Consider the following 22,029-nt stretch of genomic DNA (forward strand, 5'->3'; position numbering starts at 1 on the left):
CTGATTTAATCAACTTCTCTTCATTTCCCCTTTTTCAATTTACTCTGCAATTTGCAAACTTCACATCCATCACAAAATTGTACTTTATCTCTAAAAACTTGGGAAATAACATTAACTAACTCTTTTTCTTTCCCTTCCTCTACATGCAATATTAATTTCACAGGTGAAAGAACTATTAAAGAACTGACCAGAAGGTCGGCTTTACTTATATCTTCATACCATTTATCATCTGGTGCATACTCTAACAAACCATTTTCAATTATATTATTGCCATCATCTAATAGAAAGTAATCATCATCTTTGATTATGACATTAACTAATTCATATCTAGGTTCTTGTATATCTACAAAATATTGAAGCATATTTAAAAACTCTAGATACTCCCTTTCTATCTCAAACTCACCTATAGCTTTTTCTATAGAAATATCTAATATATACATAAATCTTCTTAATCTAAAATTCATAAAACCATCTATAAATATGGAGTTATTTTCAATTAAATAATTGAGGATTTCTTCATTAACCATATTTTTTTCCTTTATATAATAATTTTCACTTATTACTGTAGAATGAGTTGATTTAACTATTACTTCTCTCTCATCTAATGAATAATCCCCACATATTTTTATTACTCTTTCCTTTATTACTGATTTAATATATATTTCCAAAATAATATCCTGAACTAAATTTGCTATAGCTCTATAAAATGCAATATCTTCTAAACTTTTCTTAATTCCTAAAGAAAGTGAAAATTCATATCTTCCTTCATAATCTTCCTCTTGAATAGTTACTTTAGAATTGGAGAAATACCTATTTATTAAATTTATTACTTCATCTTTATTGGAATTTCCACCAATTTTTATAGCTTGCATTGTATCACTCCCTTCTTTTACTAGTATGTACTTAGAGAGTAGACATATACAATATAAAGACTTACTCTAATGGCAATATAGAGTAATTATAGTACCAATATCTAGTATATTTTTTTGCGATAAAAATTTAAAATCTACATTATTTTCAACAAAAAAGTTTAAAATCTCATCTCTATTAGGATGCTCATCTATTTTCCCTGATATAATAGACTTTCCATTACACAAATTTCCATTTGTACCACCTATAAATCCATAGTTTTGTCCCTTTAATACTATATAACCTGGTTCGATTAATAAAATTTTATATCCAAGGAAACTTAATTTCTTATACATAGGATAGTCAGCAGTTATAGCTGCATCTTCTCCTATTACAGCTAGAGAACATTTTGTATAGCCTTGTTTTACATTTATAAAGTCAAGATTTTCCTTTTTTAAATAAAATTTTAAAACTTCATCAGTATATTTGAAATTATGAATGGCGCTTCCTGTAAGTCTCCCTACATTATATGCAATGTCTTCTGGATATTTACTACTTAAATATTTCTCTCCTCTAATTAATCTTATACCCATATTGCCTAATATCTCCTTATAATAATCAAAAACATTAGGTGCAATGACCAATGTATCATAGTTTACTGGATGAATTACTATATCAGGATGATACGAAATACTATCATGCACCTCACTACATCTTATGGTCTTAATTATTTTTAAGTTCATTCTTTTTAAATTATTTTCTATTTCATTATCTATCCTGCCATCTACTATGGCTATATTAGCTTCTTTAGCTGGAATAAAAGGATTCATTAAATCACCTCAATTGAAATATAAAAAAACCTTAGAATTTTTGATTCTAAAGTGTCCTATCAAGTAATAATCCGTCTAAAATACAGTAAAAACCTTATTTTATATTTTTACACTTAATTATTATATATCATTTTTAACTATTATCAAATATAATAAGGCAAACATAGGATAGAAAAAGTTCAAGTCTGCTTGGTTAATATTTTTGCTTTTTTCCAATACGTTAAAGTAAATCTTCAAAAACAACTTAACCCAATTTATTAGCATATTGGGTTAAGTTATTTTAAATATCTTTTCTATTATTTACTCTTCGCTTTTTTAGAAAAAGTAAAAATTAGTACTATCGTAAGCTAAATAAATTTATAATATGGTTTACCCTCTCCAAATAACCAATATCTTAAATAATCATAAAGAATTATAGTTGGTAATGAAAGAAAAAACCATAATATAGTATATTCTAAACATATCTGACCCATAAAATTAAACTTAAAATTACTATAGTCCCAGATATCTAATCCTAACATTATATTTAAAATCAGCCCGAATATTAATTCTATTACAGTTATAATTAAACAAGATATAAACTGCTGTATTAATAAAGACTTTTTAAATGTAAAATAATATTCATTTATTAAACCTACTGATATAAAACATAATCCACCTACAATAACCATCGCCATATGAGAATATCCTCTCCATAAAATTTCGATAAAAAAATAAGATATTCCACCAATTATAAATAAGATTAAATACTTAATCAATTGCTTCATTTTCTTCATCCTTTACACTATTGAGAATAATACCTTTTACCTTATATAGTGTAAAGAATTTTCCTTTAAATATTCATAAGGCTTGTATGATAATGATATTATACAATATATTAAAGATATTTAAAAATCAAGCACTCTATTAAAGAGTGCTCTTATCTCTATCGTTTAATATATCATTAATTTTCTGCCTTAGAATCCTCCATTAACGATTTATTGTATTCATTTATTTTTTCCAACTTAGCATAACCTACAAAACTTAAAACTAATGGTGGAATTACAAAAATAATATACAAAATAAAAAGAAGTCCTCCTATAGAATATAAAATTCCTCCTGTAAGAGCCAATCCTCTTTTATTAGTAAAATATGCTACCCAATTAAATATTGTAGCTAACCCTACTAATAGTATATGTGGAATAACTAATGCTGTAGCAATGGCAGCTCCAACTATTTCAGTAGATTCTGCACTATTAAGTATCCCTCCTCCAAAGTATGAAATTAGATAGATTGTGTACAGTAATCCTAAAATTGCAGCTATTAATAATAGTTTTGAATGTTTTTTTCTCAATTTTCTTTCCTCCTTATTTTATATAATTTTATTAATTAACTTTCCAAGAAAGAGCTATCCATAAATAACATTTATTTTTGAATAAATCTTTAGTTTTACTCATGAATACAAAAGTCACTATTACCCACAGCTAGCTTTCTCTATTTCTTATTGATTAAAGTATCATCTTATTTCCTAACTTAGCAAAACCTATGAATTTAATACTACAGATCCAAAAGGAAAATCTCCAACTGGAATTGTATCTATTACCGTATTAGTAGCTCCATCTATTACTGATACTGTGTTATCAGCAGCATTGGTAACATAAATTAAATTTTTAACTGTATCTATTCCTGCATATAAAGGCTGATTACCTACAGGAATTGTAGCAATTACAGTATTAGTATTTCCATCTATCACTGATACTGTATTATCAAACTCATTTGGCGCATAAATTAAGTTAGTATTTGGATTTACAGATACTGTTTCCGGTGAATTCCCTACAGGTGCTGTAGCAATAACTGAATTAGTATTTCCGTCTATAACGGATACTGTACTATCACCAAAGTTTGGAACATAGATTCTATTGGTGTTCGGATTCACTCTCGGTATAAGTGGTGTATCTCCCACAGGAATTGTACTAGTTACAGAATTTGTTGCTCCATCAATAACCAATAAACTATTATCAAACTGACTAGTAACATAGATTAAGTTGTTATTTGGATTTACAGTCACTCCAGTAGGACCATTTCCAGCAGGAATTGTAGCAATCACAGAATTTGTATTTCCATTGATAACCGATACTGTATCACTACCAAAATTCGGTATATAAATTAAGTTAGTGTTAGGATTTACACCTACATCCACAGGGAAATCTCCGACTGGTATAGTTGCAATGACAGTATTTGTACTACCATCTATAACAGATACTGTATCTTCATCTCTATTAGCAACATAAATTAAATTAGTATTCGGATTTGCTCCTATATAAGCAGGAAAATTTCCAACTGGTATAGTTGCTATTACTGTCCCTGTATTCCCATCGATTACTGATACTGTATTATCATTAGTGTTCACAACATAAACGTTAGATACTGTTGTAGGAGGTGGTCCTGTTGGTCCCGTCGGCCCTGTCGGTCCTGTTGGGCATTTTATGGTACATTCGCGTTTGCAGTGTCCATATTTTTTTCTACAAGGGTCATATCTTGCAGCATTCCAATTATTATACATATACGACATATTAAATCTCCTCTCTATATTTAAAAACTAAAATGATTTTTACACTTCATATCTAAAGTACATATAGTCCCATAGAAATAGAAAGTTTATTATTTACTTCTCATTACAAAAGTTAATCATATAATTTGCCACTATAATATATTATGAAAAACAATATAAAAGGTTTATCATTTCGTCATAATTACAAATTATTGAGAAAATATAGGATAAGATTTAACATGCTATCTTAATGAACATCCATCTCTTTTTAATAAATATACTCTAAAAGACAGAACTTCACTTCTCTAATAAGCACAGAAATGATCCGTATTTAAAAACTAAATAGTACTAAAGAAAAATTAAAAGGTGTTGTTTCATAACCGATAAATCAGTTATGAAACAACACCTAGCCTTAATTAATCTTAGATTAATATAATTTCTCTATTCCATATATACATACTTATACAATCTTTCCAGATCATATGACCTACAACTATCTACAAACGTGATTTTGTCCTGGACGTATTCTCTCTCCACAAATCGGACAACCCACATATGCTGCTTTTGCAGATTTATGAGTATGATTCTCGCCTTTCCCAACTCTCTCTCCACAAATTGGGCAGACTATAGCTGCCTCAACAACTGTACTTGGTATTATTCCTGTACCAAGAAGGGTTATTGCTGTTACAGAACTAATTAGTAATTTTTTTAAACTCATTTTATGTCCTCCTTTAAAATAATATTGAAATTTCTCAATACTATTTTATATGCCTCCATTAGTAAATATATTCCTTAATTATTTCTTTTATATTAAAGATTCTTTTATACTTTTCATCTTGTTTTCTTTTTGTGTGCATACTTCTTCCTTATGTATACACACATTTCTATTTCACTTATATCTTCATTTTGAATTCTTAACTGTATTCAAAGACATATTATATTTCCTAGCAATATCTTTATACTTCATTCCATCCATATAGTCTTTTGAACAAATTCATAACCTGAATCTCTTATATTTTCCATATCTACCTATTCACCATCTGCCTTAAATTTATGTATGAAAAAAGAGCCTAATGGCTCTTAATATACTCAATTAATTTCTCTAATCTTTATACTGCACTTTTTAAATTCTTAGTCTTCTTCATCTAATAATTTTGTTATTATTTCTAAAATAATAGTGTAATATACTATTGTTTTAGATTTAGCTTTTATTCTGTAGTCTAGAAGAAACATAGATATAAGTAATGCTATAATAGAACTAAATATCATAAAGTAATTCTACGTAAGATTATGCTCATTATCATATAGTAATTTTTCATACAGACTTATGGCAGGTATATTTAATCCTCGTTACCTTTCACAATTTCTTTATGATGAATATAAGCATTAGTAAGACTTAAAACACCTGTAATTCCACTTATAATAGTATAAAAAGTTAACCCTTCATCTATTAACTTTGCTAAAAAAATAAATGACCATATACATCCACTAAACAGCCATCCATTTCTACCCTGTTTAAATTTCTTTTTCATAGAATCTCTCCACTTAGTTTTTATATAATATATTTATGCTTTTATAAATTATTATGTAGTTGGAGCCAATGTCAAAAAATATCTAAAAGATTAAGACATTCAAGAGTATCTGCTGCAGATGATATTTATTCAGTTACTGAATAAATAAAAAAATCTACCACTCAATTATTTGATTAAGCAATAGATTCTAATGAATATTTTTTATGTTGGACTGTTTTGGGACGTTTTTTAACTTTCGTCCTTTTCTCCAAGTCCTATAAACGTGTATTTCCTGGAGGCGCCACCCAGATTTGAACTGGGGAGTAAAGGTTTTGCAGACCTCTGCCTTACCACTTGGCTATGGCGCCAAATATATAGTTCTAAAAACTTAGGACTTCTTTAAAAATAACTCTTCAGATACTAATATCCTATGAGTAAATAATTGGAGCGGAAAACGAGATTCGAACTCGCGACCCTCGCCTTGGCAAGGCGATGCTCTACCACTGAGCCATTTCCGCACAATTTTCACTGCCTTATTATAATAACATAAATTCACAGAAATTGTCAATACTTAATTTTCTAATTCTTAACTGTTATTATAAACTGGTGCCCGGAGCCGGAATCGAACCAGCGACACGTAGATTTTCAGTCTACTGCTCTACCGACTGAGCTATCCGGGCATAATACTGCCATATTGGCAGATATAACTTGTGTCTTAAACTAAATAGCTGATCATGATATAAACAATGAGTACAAAAATGAAAACTACAATTTTAGTACTCTACTTATATCAAATAAGCTATCTACTCGAAACACAACAATATTTAGTTTACACTAATTCCCTCTATTTGTCAACCATCAATTTTTCTAATTCTTCTTTTGAAAAATTATATTTAGTATTACAGAAATGACATACTACTTCTGCCTTACCATCTTCCTCTATCATATCCTTTATTTCTTCTTTTCCTATACTACGTAATACAGTCTCTATCTTTTCTCTGGAACAATCACATTTATAATTAATATCTACTTTACCTAAAATTTCCATCTCAAATTCTTTTAATAACTCATGCATAATATCTTCTGGTGATAATCCCTTATCTATTAAAGAAGAAACTGGTGGTATCTTTCCTATGGATTCTTCAATTTTAGTTATATCGTCATCTGATATATCAGGTAATAACTGAATTATATATCCTCCAGCTGCTTTAACTGATATATCCTTATCAACAAGTACTCCTAATCCTACAGCAGATGGCTGCTGCTCAGATAGCGCATAATAAGTTGCTAAATCCTCAGCTATTTCTCCTGTTACTAGATTGGCTTGTCCTACATGAGGGTCTTTAAGCCCTAGATCCATAATAGTAGTAAGAGTACCATTTGAACCTACAACCCTTCCTACATCTAATTTACCATCTTCTCTGCTAGGTACATCTGCATAAGGATTGTCTACATATCCTTTAACTACTCCTTTATTGTTTGCTACCATCATAATAGTTCCTATAGGTCCATCTCCAGATATTTTTAATGTAAGTCTATCTTCATCATTTTTCATCATTACTCCCATCATAGCTGCAGCTGTTAATGCTCTGCCTAATGCTGCTGTAGCTGTTGGTGAAGTATTATGAGTATTCCTTGCTTTCTCCACCATATTTGTTGTAGTAGCTACAAATATTCGTATATTTCCCTTTTTATCCATACCTCTTATTAGATAATCTTTCATTCTAATCACTCCCAAATATAATTTATCATTTTATTGCAACGAAATTTATTCTCTCAGTCTTTTCCATTGGTTTCTCAAATCCAAATGCTTGAAAATAGTCTATATATTTGAATCCTGCTTTTTCAAGTAATTTTACTATATCCTTTAACTTATATGCTCTTTCTTTATGCTCCTCATCAAATCTCTCATATGTTTCTCCATCTTCACTATAAAAAAATGTCAGATAAAATTCACAAATGTTTTTATTTGCATCATAATAATTTTGCCATGTATAAAATACTTCTTCTCTATCTTCTACAAAAGTATTATTCCCTATAATGTATTTTAATTTATAAAAAGAATTTATATCAAATATAAATATACCATTATCCTCTAAATGATTCCAGACATTTTTAAATGTTTTAAACAACTCTTCTTCCTCTGTTATATAATTTATACTATCACATATGGAAATAACTGAATCATATAATCCATTTAAATTAAAATCAATCATATTTTGCCTTATTATCTTTACATTTTTAAACCTTCTGAGCTTTTCATAAGCTTGAGATAACATATTATCTGATAAATCAAAACAAGTTAAATTATATCCTTTCTTAGCAAGATAACAAGAAAGGTTTCCTGTTCCACAAGCCATCTCAATGACCTTTTTAGGTTCTTTATTGTATTTTTTAAATATCTCTTCTATATAATTAAACCAATCTTCATAGTTAAAATCCATCATTAATTCATCATAAATACTAGCAAATTTATCGTACATACTAAGTCCCCCTTTAAAAATCTACTTAGTTTTTTTATTTATTTCTCTTTTTCTTACAGTAATTAATCCGCCTATTCTACCGGATTCTTTAGCTGTTAGTCCAGCCCAACCTACTTCTTTAATTTTCTCCATTAGACCAAGTTCTTCAGCTATCTCATATTTTAATTTATCTTCTAAGGTTTCTATTTTTTCCTTTTTCATAGTGGCTCCCTCCTAATTATATTATGAGAAAGAACCCCTTCAATTATTCTTAAAGAAATAAATATTTAATGTTTATTATAATAAATAAAACAATGATACCTATTATTGGAATATAATGAAAAAACTTAGTTTCCTCATATTGTATATCTTCTTCCACGATACTTTCCCCTTCTGGTAATTTTTTTATCAATTTTTGAAGGATAATTAATGATGCTATGGCTAATACACCAATTATTGATAATAAAATTAACATTTGAGTTATATAAGGGACTTCATAAACTGGAACTTCGGCTACTTTATTTTGAGCCTTCATACCAAAGTATCCAATGGTCATTGCTATACTATTATTCAATAGGTGTCCAAGCATAGAAGAATAAATTGAATTAGTCTTATATACAATAATCCCAAATATTATTCCAAGAAACATAGGCCCTAAAAAGTTTTGAAGATTTAGATGAAAAAGCCCAAAGAGAAAAGCTGAATAAATTATTGCTTTTTTCTTTCCTATTTTATTATATGCATTCATTATTGTACCTCTAAACATTACTTCTTCACATATACATGGCGCAAATGCAATAATAAAAATACTTAAAAAATATAATCTCATATTTTCAGGCAAAGGAACTGAACTAGGTAATAATTCTCCAAAGAAACTTAATATAGTTATTACTAAAGTGTTCAAAAATATTGCTATAGGATAAGAAAAAATCGTAATTAAAATAACATATAATGCTTGCTTTAAACTAATTCTATTTAATCTTAATGATTTTTTCAGAGATTCTCCTTTTGATTTTAAATAAATTAAATTAGGTAAAAGTATTATTATATACTCTGTAATAAGTATTCCCGAATAAATTTCTCTATCTTGAACTATTGAACCAACAAAACATAATAAAAGCCCAAGTATTAAATATAAAAAGTTGACTTCTAAAATAGAGTTTCTTTTTAATGGTTTCATTTTTTCATCTCCTTCAAATGATATTCTATAACAATAAATTCACCTACAGAATAACTCCTGTAGGTGAATTTTTAGTCAAATGTGAAAATATAAGGTATATTTCTATAATGATCTCCATAATTAAGCCCATATCCCACAATAAAAACATCTGGTATGCTAAATCCTACGAAATCTGGATCTATATCTATCTTTCTTCTACTAGGCTTATCCAACATTACACATATCTTAACAGAGTTTGGATTTTTTGAACTTAAAATTTCTTTCACCTTATTTAAAGTATACCCAGAATCAATAATATCATCTACAATTAAAATATCTTTTCCTTCTACTTCTGTCCTAATATCATGTACAATTTCCACTTTACCTGATGATACTTCATCATGTCCATAACTAGCAGTTGTCATAAAATCAATCTCAACTGGTATAGATAATTCCCTCACTAGATCTGAAGCAAAGATAAAACTGCCTCTAAGTAATGATATTATTAATAAATCTTTATCCTTATATTCTTTAGATATGATTTCTCCTAATTCCTTAACTCTAGTGCTTATATCTTCCCTACTATAAAGGGTTCTTTCTCTTTTGCTACCATCCAAACTTATTCTCTCCCCTCAAATTAATATTATCAATATTATAGCACTAAATATGATTTTTGTATCTATAAATTATCTTACCCCTCTTGTTCGCATACTTCCAATCTATTATTATCATTTTCTACATATTCCAATTTTGATATTGATACTTCAAAAGCAATTTTTTTCTGTACTTCTCCATCATCAAGTTTCTTTTGATACTCTCTGCTTTGTACTCTTCCCCAAAGTTTAATATGATCTCCAACTAACATCTTTTCACAAAAACGTGCATTTCTTCCCCATGAAATACATGGTATATAATCAGATTTATTATAGGATCTATTGACAGCTATTAAAATATCTGTTATTTCTCTACCAAAAGGTGTAGTCCTATAAATTGGTTTCTTACATATATATCCATCCAAATAGATTTCATTAGGCTTTCTCAAGACTTCCGTTAATTCATCTTCATTTGGAATATATATATCCTTTGCAAAAATGGTTAAAACCAATCTATTACCGCTATCAATATATCTGTTATAGGATCTAAGCTGTCCTTCTACTATAATATGTTGACCAATGGATAAATCCACATCTACCATGAGTCTTTCTGAAACTGTAATAGGTAATACATCTACAGAATCACTTAATCTAGGTACTTCTAAATCCACATTATAAAATCCTTCTCCATACATTTCGTGGCTAAAAACTCTTTCACTTGCCACTTTTCCTACTAACTTTACGCTATTAGTGTCCATAATCTTATCAAACATTGCTATTGTCCCCCTCTATTCCTATGTTTTTTAATCTATATCTAATATATTCTTCTTAGAAAATTAATATGATTAAAAACAAAAAAATAATAGATATAATCAATTTTTATCTTTCGTATATATCTATTATTAGACAAAAGTTTCAAAAATCCTTCTTTTCCTGAAAAATTTGTTAATTTTTTTTCAATTTTTTATTGTTCTTTTTCGCCTTTTACTATATTAATATTGGAAACAATAAGATTATCCATAGAAATTTTATCTATTCCCAATAGTAAAATACAAGTAATAGCAGATATAACCGGGTAAATATCTAGCTTTTCTCCCGAATGAATTTTTATAGGTAATTCAAAAGGTTCTATCATAGTTCCATTTATTCTTTTTATTTCCCTTTGAAAACATATATTAAGTTCTATTAGGTCGTCAATATTATAACTAGATGGATTTATAGTTGCCTTGTTATTAAATCCATAAGTTATAACTATAGGCTTAATATTATCGTTAAAAAGATAATTCCATTTCTCCTCATCTGAATTTATTATTGCGTATTCTGATTTACTAAATAATCTTTGTAAATTTTGATTCTTATAATCATTATCATCTAAAAAAGTATGAATCAATATATTAAAATCAATGCTGATTTCCGTTATGGGAGATATTAAATTAGATTTTATGTCAATTACAAAAATAATATTATTTTCCTTATTTAATACTGCAATGCTTCCTGTTTCGTTTTCATAACATAATTTATAATTGAATATAGAGAAAATCTCTTTCAAAAATTTAAAAGTTATTCTTTCCGTAGAATTTTCTACTATTCCAATTGTTATCATATGTTGCGCTTGCACTATATCCCCTCACAAATCATCAGTTATTTTGTTAAAATCTGTCTTCCCGTATTATCCATTGTAAAGTTTTCTTTGTATATTAATTCAGATATCGGTACAATTTCATATCCACTTTCTTGCAATCTTTCTATAACCAATGGTAAATATTCGCTAATATATTTTGCGTTATTATGAAATAGTACAATAGAACCATTTCTTACATTTCTCGTTACTCTATCAACTACTGGCTGTACTCCCAATTCCTTCCAGTCAAGAGAATCAACATCCCACTGAATTGCATAATAACCGTTTTCTCTACATATACGAATTAGATTGTCATTATAATCTCCAAATGGTGGTCTAAATAAGATTGATTTTTTTCCAGTTAGTTCTTCAATTTTAGCTCCTGTTGTATTGATTTCTTCTAATATCTTTTCTGGACTTAATTCTGTCATATTAGGATGAGTAGTTGAATGGTTGCCTATATCATGACCTCTCTTTGCAATTTCTTTGACATCGTCTGGATATTTATCTGCCCAAAATCCTACTAAGAAAAATGTGCTTTTTATATTATATTTATCTAGTGTATCCAATATACTATTTGTGTATTCATTGCCCCAAGCTGCATCAAAGCTTATAGCTATTTTTTTCTCTGGTATTTCAACACTATATATAGGCAATTCTCTAGTAGGGGCAAATACAGATGCTATATTTCCAGTAGTCTGAACTGTAATATAAACTAAAAAAACTAACGCTACACATAGGATAATTAACAATCTAACAGTAATGTTGACATCATTCTTATAATATCTATTTCTCATTATTACACCTCCAAATACTTGTATAATATAATTTATTCTATATTTTAATTTATATTACTAAAGATCATTACATAATAAAATAATCATAAAACTAATTTAAATTATGATTATTGACTAAATTGACTATATTTATACAAATTATAATTTTTTACCAGGATATTTTTTTACATAAAGGTTATATTAATATTACAACGACAGAATTATGTTGTTGAAAAAGGAGGTTTATAAAATGGCTAATAATAGTAACAGAATAGTTGTTCCAGAAGCTAGAGCAGCCTTAAACCAAATGAAATTAGAAATAGCAAACGAACTAGGTATGACAAATTACAACTCTGTGGATAAAGGCAATTTGACTTCAAGACAAAATGGATACGTAGGCGGATACATGGTAAAGAAATTAGTTGAGTCTGCTCAGAATCAATTAGCTGGAAAATAACATTATATGATAATAAATAGAGAAGTGGAATTCCACTTCTCTATTTATTATGATATAATATATTGATACAATCAATAAAAGAGGTGTTAAATAATGTTTATTGAAAATACCGAAGAATTAGCACAAAACAAATTACTACTTCTATACATAATAAAATCGTCACCTAATCCATTTACTAATGGTGAAATAATTGAATTTGTATTAGAAAAAAATTATATGAATTTCTTTTTAGTTCAACAATATCTAATTGAATTAGTTGACTCCAAATTTGTAGAATTAATAAGTGATGATGAAAAGGAAGTATATAATATTTTAGAGAAAGGTGAGGTCGCCCTATCTTATTTTGAGGATAGAATCTCCAATAAAGTCAAAGAAGAATTAAATAAAGAATTTAATCAAATCGAGAAGGAAAATAAAATTAAAACTCAAGTTCTCACGGATTATTATGAAAAAGCAAATAATCAATATGTTGTAAATCTAAAATTAATAGAAAATGAAGATACCTTATTTAGTCTGTATTTAGATGTGTCAACAAAAAAGCATGTTGAATTAATCTGCAACAAATGGAAGGAAAATCCGGGTTTCATATATCAGAACATAATTAATATACTCATAGATGAGAATATAACTCCATTAGAGTAGGAGAATACCATTAGGTTCTTTTCCTACTCTTATATTATCTACTATTTCATTGTTTGACTTATCTATTATAGTTAAATTGTTATCCAATATATTGGCAATATAAAGCTTAGTTTTTCCATCCCATTTAATATTATTTGGCATACCTCCTAAGTGGATCTTAGAAACATTTACTTCTTTATCTATGAAGACCCTATAAATATATCCATCCTCCATATTTGAAAGATAAAATATTTCTTCTCCTCTTATTTTAATAAAATTACCAAAAATCCCTTTTAAATCTATGCTCATTATGGTTTTATAATCTTCTGCTTTCAATTCTGATAAATTACTATAATTAGTAACTCCATTATTTACATATGACAAAACAAATAACCTTTTATCTTCTATAACCATTTTTACTGGCTGTTTACTTAAAATTATAGAAGATATCTTTTCGGTATTTAAATTTAATACATTTATTGTGTAACAATTGCCATTGGCTATAAAAACCTTTAAGCCATCTTCATCTATTTGTATATCAGTAGGTCTTTCTCCTACTGATATATCCTCTATTAGTGAAAATGTCTTTTCATCAATAATTGATATGGAATTAGAATCACTATTAGCAACATAAATTTTATCTTTAAATCTCTTTATACAGGTAGGATTTCTTCCTACTTTGATAAATTCCAATAATTTAATATTTTCTATATCTATTTTCATAATAGAATTATCATAAGCATTTGCAATATATATATAACCTTCTTCTCCTATATCAATATCATATGGACCTAATATATTACTTTCCTGAATCCAATTATCTCCTTTTTCTTCTATAAGTTTAGATAGAAAAATTGTTTTACAAATGGAACCATCTTTTAATGTCAAACTATCTTCCCTGGTATTAGCTATTAGAATTTTATGACACAATATATCACCCCCTGTATATAAGTAATTTATGCAGTAGATGATATATTGGTGAAGTATAAAAAAACTACTGAGTTTTAAACTACAGTAGTTTTATTATACTTCTTACTTCTCCTATCAAATAAAGCGAGCCGCCAAATACTATCATATCGTCTTTTTCTGCTAATTCCAAAGTCTTTTCTATGGCCTTTTTTATATCCTTTTCTATCAAAATATCTTTATTATATTTTGATATTTCATCTACCAACTCCTCTGCATCTAATTTCCTAGGCATATTAACTTCAGTAACTACGATTTTATCTGCCATAGGAGCTAATAATTCAACCATATGTGAAGAATCCTTATCCTTTAATATTCCCAGACCTAATATAAGATGATTATATTTAAATAAGCTAATTGCTTTCTTCAATTGGGCAACACCTTGTACATTGTGAGCTCCATCTATTAAAAATATTGGATTATTTCTCATAATTTCAAGTCTGCCAGGCCATTTAGTATTTATTAATCCCTCCCTTATTTGCTCCTCAGAAATATCTACTAAACCTTTTTCTTTTAAAATCAATAATGTTGTCAAAGCCAATGTAGCATTATATATCTGATACTCCCCTAACATGGATATATTAATATTTTCCATATTTATCTTTTCATAATGATAATCAAATATAGCTCCAGTATTGGATATTTCTCTTATTTTAATATTCTCCATGGGACAAAGATGAAATTCTGCATTCATTTCTTTTGATACTTCCTCTATTACTTCCAATGCTTCTTCTTTTTGAGGATAAGAAATCACTATGCCATTTTTCTTTATTATACCTGCTTTTTGATATGCAATTTTATCTAAAGTATCACCTAAAACATCTATATGATCATAATCTATAGTTGTAATAACTGAAACTAATGGTGAAGAAATAATATTAGTGGAATCATATCTTCCTCCTAATCCTACTTCTAATACTACATAATCTGTGTTTTCCTCTTTAAAATATATAAAGCTTATGGCAGTAACTATTTCAAAAGTAGTAGGATGCTCAAGGCCTTCTTCTACCATGATATCTGCCTTTTCCTTAACTAGACTAGTTATCCTTCCAAGGGCTTCATCAGGAATATCTTGACCATTTATTTGTATCCGTTCGTTAAATCTTTCTATATAAGGTGAAGTAAAGAGTCCTACCTTATATCCTCCTGCCTCTAGCATATGAGCTAAATAAGAGGAGGTGGAACCTTTACCGTTCGTTCCACCTATATGAATATATTTTAATCCCTCTTGAGGATTTCCTAAGAGACTCAAAAGTTTACCTATTGAATCAAGTCCAAGTCTTGAACCATATTTATTTTTATCATTAATATATTCTAAAGCCTCTTGATAATTCATATTAACCTCCGCCTTATCTATTAGATTTTATGCTTTGAAGTCTTTCTATTACTTTTTCAAGCATTTCTTCATATTTCTTTTGTTTTTCTTTCTCTCCAGCTACTACTTTTTCAGGAGCTTTTTTCACAAATCCCTCATTAGATAGTTTTCCTACTACTCTCTTTATTTCACCTTCAAGTTTTTCCTTTTCTTTTTCTAATCTTTCAATTTCTTTCTCAAAATCAATTAAATCTTTTAAAGGTAAGAATACTTCACATCTATCTAATACTACTGAAATATTATCTTCTCCTATATTATCCTTATTAGATCTTATCTCTATTTCTTCTGCAGATGCAAGATTTAAGAAATATCTTTGACCATAGTCTATAATATTTTTTATATTTTCATCTGTAGTTATAAATATTTGTTTAGATTTTCTAGAAGGTATAATGTTCATTTCAGCTCTAGCATTTCTTATACCCTTTATACCTGATTTAATAAATTCAATAGCTTCTTCAGATTCTTTAAAATTAAGTTCATCTTTATATGTTGGCCAAGAACTTAAAATCAATGGATTATCATTATCTGGTAGATGCTGCCAAATTTCTTCAGTGATAAATGGCATAAATGGATGAAGTAATTTTAATATATCTTTTAGAACAAATAGTAGAACTTTTTCAGCTATTTGTTTACTAGATTCATCTTCGCCATATAATCTTGATTTAACCATTTCAATATACCAGTCACAATATTCATCCCAAATAAAATCATAGATTTTTTGAGCAGCCATACCTATTTCATATTTGTCTAGGTTTTCTGTGGCTTCTTTTATTACAGAGTTTAATCTGGATAAAATCCATTTATCTTCTTCCTCAAGATTATCTAAACTTAGTTCTTCCTTAGCTATATCTTCCTCAAGATTCATAAGCACAAATCTTGTAGCATTCCACAACTTATTGGCAAAATTTCTATTTGCTTCTACTCTTTCAGTATAGAATCTCATATCATTTCCTGGAGAATTTCCAGTAACTAAAGTAAATCTTAAAGCATCTGCACCATATTCATCTATTATTTCCAATGGGTCTATACCATTACCTAGAGACTTACTCATCTTTCTTCCTTGGGAATCACGAACAAGTCCTGTTAGGAAGACATCCTTAAATGGAACTTCTCCCATTTGCTCAATACTTGAAAATACCATTCTAACTACCCAGAAGAATATAATATCATATCCTGTAATCAACACATCTGTAGGGAAGAAATATTCCAAATCCTCTGTCTTATCTGGCCATCCTAAAGTTGAAAAAGGCCATAATGCTGATGAGAACCAAGTATCTAAAGTATCAGTATCTTGATGTAAGTTTGTACTGCCACATTTACTGCATTTTTCAGGATCATTTCTAGATACTATAATCTCTCCGCAATCATCACAATAATATACTGGAAGTCTATGTCCCCACCATAATTGTCTAGAAATGCACCAATCCCTAATTCCTTCTAACCAATTCGTATAGATTTTACCAAATCTTTCAGGTATGAAGTTTAATTCTCCATTTTTATATGCTTCTAAAGCTGGTTTAGCCAATGGCTCCATCTTTACAAACCATTGTTTTGAAATTAGAGGCTCTACAATAGTATTACATCTTTCACAATGTCCTACTGCATTTTGATGTTCTTTAATTTCTACTAAATATCCTTGCGATTCCAAATCATCTACTATTTTCTTTCTAGCTTCATATCTTTCTAGTCCTTCATATACTCCACCATTAGAACTAATGGTGCCGTCTTCATTCATTATAATATATTGCCCTAAATTATGTCTCTCTCCTACTTCAAAGTCATTAGGGTCATGGGATGGAGTAATCTTAACTGCTCCTGTACCAAATTCCATCTCTACATATTCATCAGCAATTATTGGTATTTCCTTATTCATTAGAGGAAGAATAACCATCTTACCTACTAAATTAGTATACCTTGAATCCTCAGGATGAACTGCTATGGCTAAGTCTCCAAGCATAGTTTCAGGTCTTGTAGTAGCTATAACTATATATTCATCACTGTTTTTTATTGGATATCTAATATGCCAAATATGGCCTTGAGAATCCTCATGCTCTACCTCTGCATCTGATATTGCAGTTCTGCAGCTAGGACACCAGTTGATTATTCTATCTCCCCTGTATATTAATCCCTTTTCATATAGCTTAATAAATACTTCTTCTACTGCTTTACTAAGTCCTTCATCTAATGTAAATCTATCTCTGGACCAGTCACAAGAAACTCCTAACTTTTTAAGTTGATTTTTAATTGTACTTCCATATTTATGAGTCCAATCCCAAGCTTCCTCTAGAAATCCTTCACGACCTAATTCGTCTTTAGATTTTCCTTCTTTTTTTATCTTATCTACTACCTTGGCTTCAGTAGATATACTAGCATGGTCTGTACCTGGTAACCATAATGCTGAATATCCTTCCATTCTCTTCCATCTAGTCAAAATATCCTGAATAGTATTATTCAATGCATGACCCATATGAAGGCTTCCTGTTACATTTGGCGGTGGCATCATTATAGTATATGGTTTCTTAGTTTTATCAACATGAGCCACAAAATGACCATTATCATTCCAATATTTATAAAGTCTATCTTCAAAGTCTTTTGGATTATACGTCTTTGGCAAATTTTCTAACATTTTTATCTCCTCCCTAATTCAATTTATAATTTACAATTTAATTAAATAACTTACAACATCCATTTACAGTAGTGTCCGTTAGGACCTATCGTTCCCTAAGTTAGGTCATTTTACGCAGTCTCGAAACTCAAATCTATTTACTCGCTACGCTCGTATAGATTTGGTTCTCGTTGCGTTTGACCTACTAAAGCTCACTATCGTTCCCTAAGTTAGGTCATTTCCCGCAGTTTCGCAACTCAAATCTATTTACTCGCTATGCTCGTATAGATTTGGTGCTCATTGCGTTTGACCTACTAGAGCTCACTGTCGTTCGCTAAGTTAGGTCATTTCCCGCAGTTTCGCAACTCAAATCTATTTACTCGCTATGCTCGTATAGATTTGGTGCTCATTGCGTTTGACCTACTAGAGCTCACTGTCGTTCGCTAAGTTAGGTCATAAAAAAATCCCTTCATCCTTATAATTATAAGGACGAAGGGTAATTCGCGGTACCACCTTAGTTCCATAGTTCTATCTATGGCTCTTTAATAATATAAGGGTTAACACCCTTCAAGCTTACTTAAGTTCAGCTTGAACGCTCAAAAGCTACCTTCAGTAAATACTTAGCTTAGGATCTCTCAGCCTAGAATCCTCTCTCTGTATAGTGTTATTTACCTACTCCTCTTTATCAAAGCAAATCTAAAATTATTGATTTAATTATATATGTATAATTTTTATTTGTCAACTACATCACTATTTTCATTCTCCAAATAAATTTTTAATATATTTCCCTAGTTTTTCACTAACCTCTAAATAAAAAAGCTACGTAACCTTGTACTCTTAATTGATACAAGGCATATTTTTTGTCAAATTTAATACATTATATGGTTATCCGTTATAGTCCGTTATGGTATAATAATACAGGGCGGTAAAAAATGTATGTTAAGCAAATATTTGAAAAAAGAACTGGTAGAACATTCCTCACAATTGTCGAAGGATACAGAGAACCTGGTACAGGTAAAGTTAAACAAAGAACTGTTATGAGTATAGGATATTTAGACGAGTTAGAAAAAGAGCACGATGATCCCGTTACCTACTACAAAGGCGTCGCTAAAAAAATGACAGAAGAGGCTAAAGAAGCTTCTAAAATATTAACCTTCAATTTTATCGCTAATGAAACCATTGATGCTTCTACTGTGTTAAGAAAAAACCTTGGATTCGCTGTTTTAAGTTACTTTTATCATCAATTAGAGATTAATAAGTTTTTTATTAACAGGCAGAGAAACTTAAATATTGAGTATTCTCTCAATAATATTTTTCAAATGTTAGTGTATTCAAAAGTCTTACTCCCTTGTTCTAAAAAAGCATCATTTGAAAATATGGATAATTATTTCTTAGATTTTAATTTTCATATTAATCACATTTACAGAGCCTTGGATTATTTTAATACTTACAAGGATGATTTACTTCTTCATATTCATGAGATGGTCCGTTTGAATTATGGCAGGGATACCAGCAATGTCTATTATGATGTAACTAATTATTATTTCGAGATTAAAGAGCCAGATGACTTTAGAAAAAAAGGAGTTTCTAAAGAACATAGAACTACTCCTATTGTCCAGATGGGACTATTAATGGATAATTCAAGTCTTCCTATTACCTACAAATTATTTGAAGGTAATACTAATGATTCTACTACGTTAATGCCTGTTCTGGATGAATTAAAGGAGGACTATAACTTTGGTCGTGTTATTGTAGTAGCTGATAAAGGAATGAATACAGGTGAGAATATCGCCTACAATATTATTCATAAAAATGGATATATTTATTCCCTATCTGTTCGTGGAGCAGGTAGAGAATTAAAGGATTATGTTTTAGTAGATGAAGGATATGAAGTATCTTCTGATGGATTTAAAGTTAAATCCAGAATAGTTACCACAAAAATATGGGTACAAAATGCTAAGGCTAAAAACGTACAGGTAGAAATAGAACAAAAGCAAGTAGCATTCTACAGCCCTGATTATGATAAAAGATCTAAACACGAAAGAGAAAAGGCGGTTGAAAAAGCAAAGAAATTGATTGAAAAAAGCGGGAATGTGAAGTTTCCAGCGAAGGGTGCTCAAAAGTACATTGCCTCTACTCCTTGTGATAAAGAGACTGGAGAAATACATGATGAACTATCAGACTATCATTTTGTAGATAGAGATAAGATATCAGAAGAAGAAAAATATGATGGGTATTATGTAATTGTAACTAGTGAGCTAAAAATGCCAAACAATGAAATACTAGATGCCTACAGAAATCTGTGGAAGATAGAGAAAACCTTTAAAATTACTAAAAGCGAATTAAAAACTCGACCCGTATATTTGATTTTAAAGGAACATATTGAAGCACATTTTTTAACTTGCTTTGTATCTTTACTTTTGCTAAGACTATTAGAGAAACAAACTAAACATAAATATTCTACAAAAGAATTAGTTAATGAAATGAATAACATTTCTGGGACATACTTGGCAGAAAATTATTATATGTTTGACCGTAATAGTGCAATTGTACAGGATCTAGGAGATTTAGTGGGTGTAGATTTTACAAAGCATTTTATGACCATAGGTGAGATTAAAAATATTTTGGCAAAATGAAAAGATGATTTATTTCACAACAACTTTATGATTGATTTAGAAAGCTTGTAATCTTTGTTATACAACAGTTACAGGCTATTTTTTTGTCTTTTTAGTGAAAAAGTCAAGTTATAATATGTTATGCTGAATAATAGGTCAAGAATGAAGAAGTATTTCTTATCTAATGACTTCTATTAATATATATATTCGTATTTAGCTCATTTAAAATATAAAAAACTGAACCCAATCAAATATACTATTTATCACGTATACCTAATCAGGTTCAGTCAAGATTTTTATTTTTCAACTTTTTTCTCTTTTTGTTCTCTAGTTAGTATTTTTACTAAAATATCCATTAAATTCAATCCTATTAACATGTTATATATTATAACTATCCCCTTTTTTACTGCATATTTTGAGATTTTATCTAGAGAAATATTTATTCTTTAATACTGTTATTTATATTGTTTCTCATTTTTATATAAATTATAAAATAATTTATAAAAGCTATTATATTAAGAACTACTGTTATAAAAAACAAAGTTTGTGAAATAGTCCTAGGTAATTTAAATACTATGGACAATGTTGCAGTATAAAAAGACATTGTTGCTATTTTACCATATTTATTTGAAGGTAGAACTTGTTTTCCTTTAAATAAATATAATGCAACGCCTCCTAAAATCATCATTACTTCTTTTATTCCCAAAGCAATTAATATCCATATTGGTATAATGCCCTTTGTTGTAAAACTAATTAAAATAGTAAAGGTCATTAATTTATCTGCAATAGGATCTAATACTATACCAAGTTTAGTACTCATATCGTATTTTCTTGCAATATATCCATCTAGAACATCTGAAATCCCAGCTAAAATAAATATTAATCCTGCAAATAAAATATTGTTTTCAATATTAGAATAGAAAAAATACAGATACACTGGAATAAGCAATATCCTTAAAATCGTTAGCATATTTGGTATATTCATACTTTCCCACCTTTAAAAACTAATTTGGAACTTTTATTTTGTTTTAGAATATTATAACATTAAATAATGCTTTC

Annotated in this window: 24 protein-coding genes, 3 tRNA genes and 1 other annotated feature; of the genes, 3 read left to right on the plus strand and 24 right to left on the minus strand. The window is 28.9% G+C overall.

Annotated elements, in window-relative coordinates; translation table 11 throughout:
- Positions 1-20: 20 nt before the first annotated feature.
- From ytxC to ABWP20_RS00235, 20 genes are all read right to left on the minus strand, one after another.
- Positions 21-872 (minus strand): sporulation protein YtxC, encoded by an 852-nt coding sequence (gene ytxC, locus ABWP20_RS00140; protein WP_353092531.1) that lies wholly within the window; start codon positions 870-872, stop codon positions 21-23.
- A gap of 66 nt (positions 873-938) precedes the next feature.
- Positions 939-1,679 (minus strand): DUF6873 family GME fold protein, encoded by a 741-nt coding sequence (locus ABWP20_RS00145; protein WP_353092533.1) that lies wholly within the window; start codon positions 1,677-1,679, stop codon positions 939-941.
- Between the two features lie 347 nt (positions 1,680-2,026).
- On the minus strand, positions 2,027-2,446 hold the full coding sequence (locus ABWP20_RS00150) for a putative ABC transporter permease (protein ID WP_353092535.1): 420 nt from the start codon (positions 2,444-2,446) through the stop codon (positions 2,027-2,029).
- Between the two features lie 176 nt (positions 2,447-2,622).
- Positions 2,623-3,012 carry a hypothetical protein gene (locus tag ABWP20_RS00155; protein ID WP_353092537.1) on the minus strand — a complete coding sequence of 130 codons (390 nt, stop codon included), beginning with the start codon at positions 3,010-3,012 and terminating at the stop codon, positions 2,623-2,625.
- A gap of 189 nt (positions 3,013-3,201) precedes the next feature.
- On the minus strand, positions 3,202-4,230 hold the full coding sequence (locus ABWP20_RS00160; protein ID WP_353092539.1) for a beta-propeller fold lactonase family protein: 1,029 nt from the start codon (positions 4,228-4,230) through the stop codon (positions 3,202-3,204).
- A gap of 472 nt (positions 4,231-4,702) precedes the next feature.
- Positions 4,703-4,927, minus strand: a complete 225-nt coding sequence (locus tag ABWP20_RS00165; RefSeq protein ID WP_353092541.1) for a hypothetical protein — start codon at positions 4,925-4,927, stop codon at positions 4,703-4,705.
- A 183-nt stretch (positions 4,928-5,110) separates the two neighbouring features.
- Entirely contained in the window at positions 5,111-5,185 is a 75-nt protein-coding gene (locus ABWP20_RS00170; protein ID WP_353092928.1) for a hypothetical protein, read from the minus strand.
- A 155-nt stretch (positions 5,186-5,340) separates the two neighbouring features.
- Positions 5,341-5,478 (minus strand): hypothetical protein, encoded by a 138-nt coding sequence (locus ABWP20_RS00175; protein WP_353092543.1) that lies wholly within the window; start codon positions 5,476-5,478, stop codon positions 5,341-5,343.
- 71 nt (positions 5,479-5,549) lie between these two features.
- Positions 5,550-5,741 carry a hypothetical protein gene (locus tag ABWP20_RS00180; RefSeq protein ID WP_353092544.1) on the minus strand — a complete coding sequence of 64 codons (192 nt, stop codon included), beginning with the start codon at positions 5,739-5,741 and terminating at the stop codon, positions 5,550-5,552.
- A 272-nt stretch (positions 5,742-6,013) separates the two neighbouring features.
- Positions 6,014-6,088 (minus strand) — tRNA-Cys (locus ABWP20_RS00185).
- Positions 6,089-6,163: 75 nt separating this feature from the next.
- Positions 6,164-6,238: transfer RNA gene (locus ABWP20_RS00190), tRNA-Gly, on the minus strand.
- Positions 6,239-6,324: 86 nt separating this feature from the next.
- Positions 6,325-6,400, minus strand: a tRNA-Phe gene (locus tag ABWP20_RS00195).
- Between the two features lie 164 nt (positions 6,401-6,564).
- On the minus strand, positions 6,565-7,443 hold the full coding sequence (gene hslO, locus ABWP20_RS00200; protein WP_353092546.1) for an Hsp33 family molecular chaperone HslO: 879 nt from the start codon (positions 7,441-7,443) through the stop codon (positions 6,565-6,567).
- Between the two features lie 25 nt (positions 7,444-7,468).
- Positions 7,469-8,203 carry a class I SAM-dependent DNA methyltransferase gene (locus ABWP20_RS00205; protein ID WP_353092548.1) on the minus strand — a complete coding sequence of 245 codons (735 nt, stop codon included), beginning with the start codon at positions 8,201-8,203 and terminating at the stop codon, positions 7,469-7,471.
- A gap of 21 nt (positions 8,204-8,224) precedes the next feature.
- A complete protein-coding gene (locus ABWP20_RS00210) occupies positions 8,225-8,404 on the minus strand; it encodes an alpha/beta-type small acid-soluble spore protein (protein WP_353092550.1) in 180 nt (59 codons plus the stop codon).
- A 49-nt stretch (positions 8,405-8,453) separates the two neighbouring features.
- Positions 8,454-9,362, minus strand: a complete 909-nt coding sequence (locus tag ABWP20_RS00215) for a CPBP family glutamic-type intramembrane protease (RefSeq protein WP_353092552.1) — start codon at positions 9,360-9,362, stop codon at positions 8,454-8,456.
- A 71-nt stretch (positions 9,363-9,433) separates the two neighbouring features.
- Positions 9,434-9,958, minus strand: coding sequence for a hypoxanthine phosphoribosyltransferase (gene hpt / locus ABWP20_RS00220; RefSeq protein WP_503012504.1), 525 nt, complete (start codon positions 9,956-9,958; stop codon positions 9,434-9,436).
- A gap of 74 nt (positions 9,959-10,032) precedes the next feature.
- Positions 10,033-10,707 carry a single-stranded DNA-binding protein gene (locus tag ABWP20_RS00225; RefSeq protein ID WP_353092554.1) on the minus strand — a complete coding sequence of 225 codons (675 nt, stop codon included), beginning with the start codon at positions 10,705-10,707 and terminating at the stop codon, positions 10,033-10,035.
- 191 nt (positions 10,708-10,898) lie between these two features.
- Positions 10,899-11,552 (minus strand): hypothetical protein, encoded by a 654-nt coding sequence (locus tag ABWP20_RS00230; protein WP_353092556.1) that lies wholly within the window; start codon positions 11,550-11,552, stop codon positions 10,899-10,901.
- A gap of 23 nt (positions 11,553-11,575) precedes the next feature.
- Complete coding sequence (locus tag ABWP20_RS00235; RefSeq protein WP_353092558.1) at positions 11,576-12,352, minus strand: polysaccharide deacetylase family protein; 777 nt, start codon at positions 12,350-12,352, stop codon at positions 11,576-11,578.
- A 229-nt stretch (positions 12,353-12,581) separates the two neighbouring features.
- On the opposite strand from ABWP20_RS00235, the gene ABWP20_RS00240 reads away from it, so the two are divergent.
- Together ABWP20_RS00240 and ABWP20_RS00245 are read left to right on the plus strand one after the other, a co-directional pair.
- A complete protein-coding gene (locus ABWP20_RS00240) occupies positions 12,582-12,788 on the plus strand; it encodes an alpha/beta-type small acid-soluble spore protein (protein WP_353092559.1) in 207 nt (68 codons plus the stop codon).
- Between the two features lie 93 nt (positions 12,789-12,881).
- On the plus strand, positions 12,882-13,430 hold the full coding sequence (locus ABWP20_RS00245; protein ID WP_353092561.1) for a DUF4364 family protein: 549 nt from the start codon (positions 12,882-12,884) through the stop codon (positions 13,428-13,430).
- Here the strand turns inward: ABWP20_RS00245 and ABWP20_RS00250 are convergent.
- From ABWP20_RS00250 to ABWP20_RS00260, 3 genes are all read right to left on the minus strand, one after another.
- Positions 13,422-14,339, minus strand: a complete 918-nt coding sequence (locus ABWP20_RS00250; RefSeq protein ID WP_353092563.1) for a YncE family protein — start codon at positions 14,337-14,339, stop codon at positions 13,422-13,424. The genes ABWP20_RS00245 and ABWP20_RS00250 overlap by 9 nt on opposite strands.
- Before the next feature lie 79 nt (positions 14,340-14,418).
- Entirely contained in the window at positions 14,419-15,711 is a 1,293-nt protein-coding gene (locus tag ABWP20_RS00255; protein WP_353092565.1) for a bifunctional folylpolyglutamate synthase/dihydrofolate synthase, read from the minus strand.
- 13 nt (positions 15,712-15,724) lie between these two features.
- Entirely contained in the window at positions 15,725-18,376 is a 2,652-nt protein-coding gene (locus ABWP20_RS00260; RefSeq protein WP_353092567.1) for a valine--tRNA ligase, read from the minus strand.
- A 461-nt stretch (positions 18,377-18,837) separates the two neighbouring features.
- Positions 18,838-19,053 (minus strand) — a binding site (T-box leader).
- Positions 19,054-19,287: 234 nt separating this feature from the next.
- On the opposite strand from ABWP20_RS00260, the gene ABWP20_RS00265 reads away from it, so the two are divergent.
- Positions 19,288-20,991, plus strand: coding sequence for an IS1634 family transposase (locus ABWP20_RS00265; RefSeq protein WP_353092569.1), 1,704 nt, complete (start codon positions 19,288-19,290; stop codon positions 20,989-20,991).
- Between the two features lie 418 nt (positions 20,992-21,409).
- On the opposite strand, the gene pgsA is transcribed toward ABWP20_RS00265, so the two are convergent.
- Positions 21,410-21,955 carry a CDP-diacylglycerol--glycerol-3-phosphate 3-phosphatidyltransferase gene (gene pgsA, locus ABWP20_RS00270; RefSeq protein ID WP_353092571.1) on the minus strand — a complete coding sequence of 182 codons (546 nt, stop codon included), beginning with the start codon at positions 21,953-21,955 and terminating at the stop codon, positions 21,410-21,412.
- Between the last annotated feature and the right edge of the window lie 74 nt (positions 21,956-22,029).

Origin of the sequence: Tissierella praeacuta (genome assembly GCF_040396155.1) — a bacterium.
GTDB classification, from domain to species: Bacteria; Bacillota; Clostridia; order Tissierellales; family Tissierellaceae; genus Tissierella; species Tissierella praeacuta_A.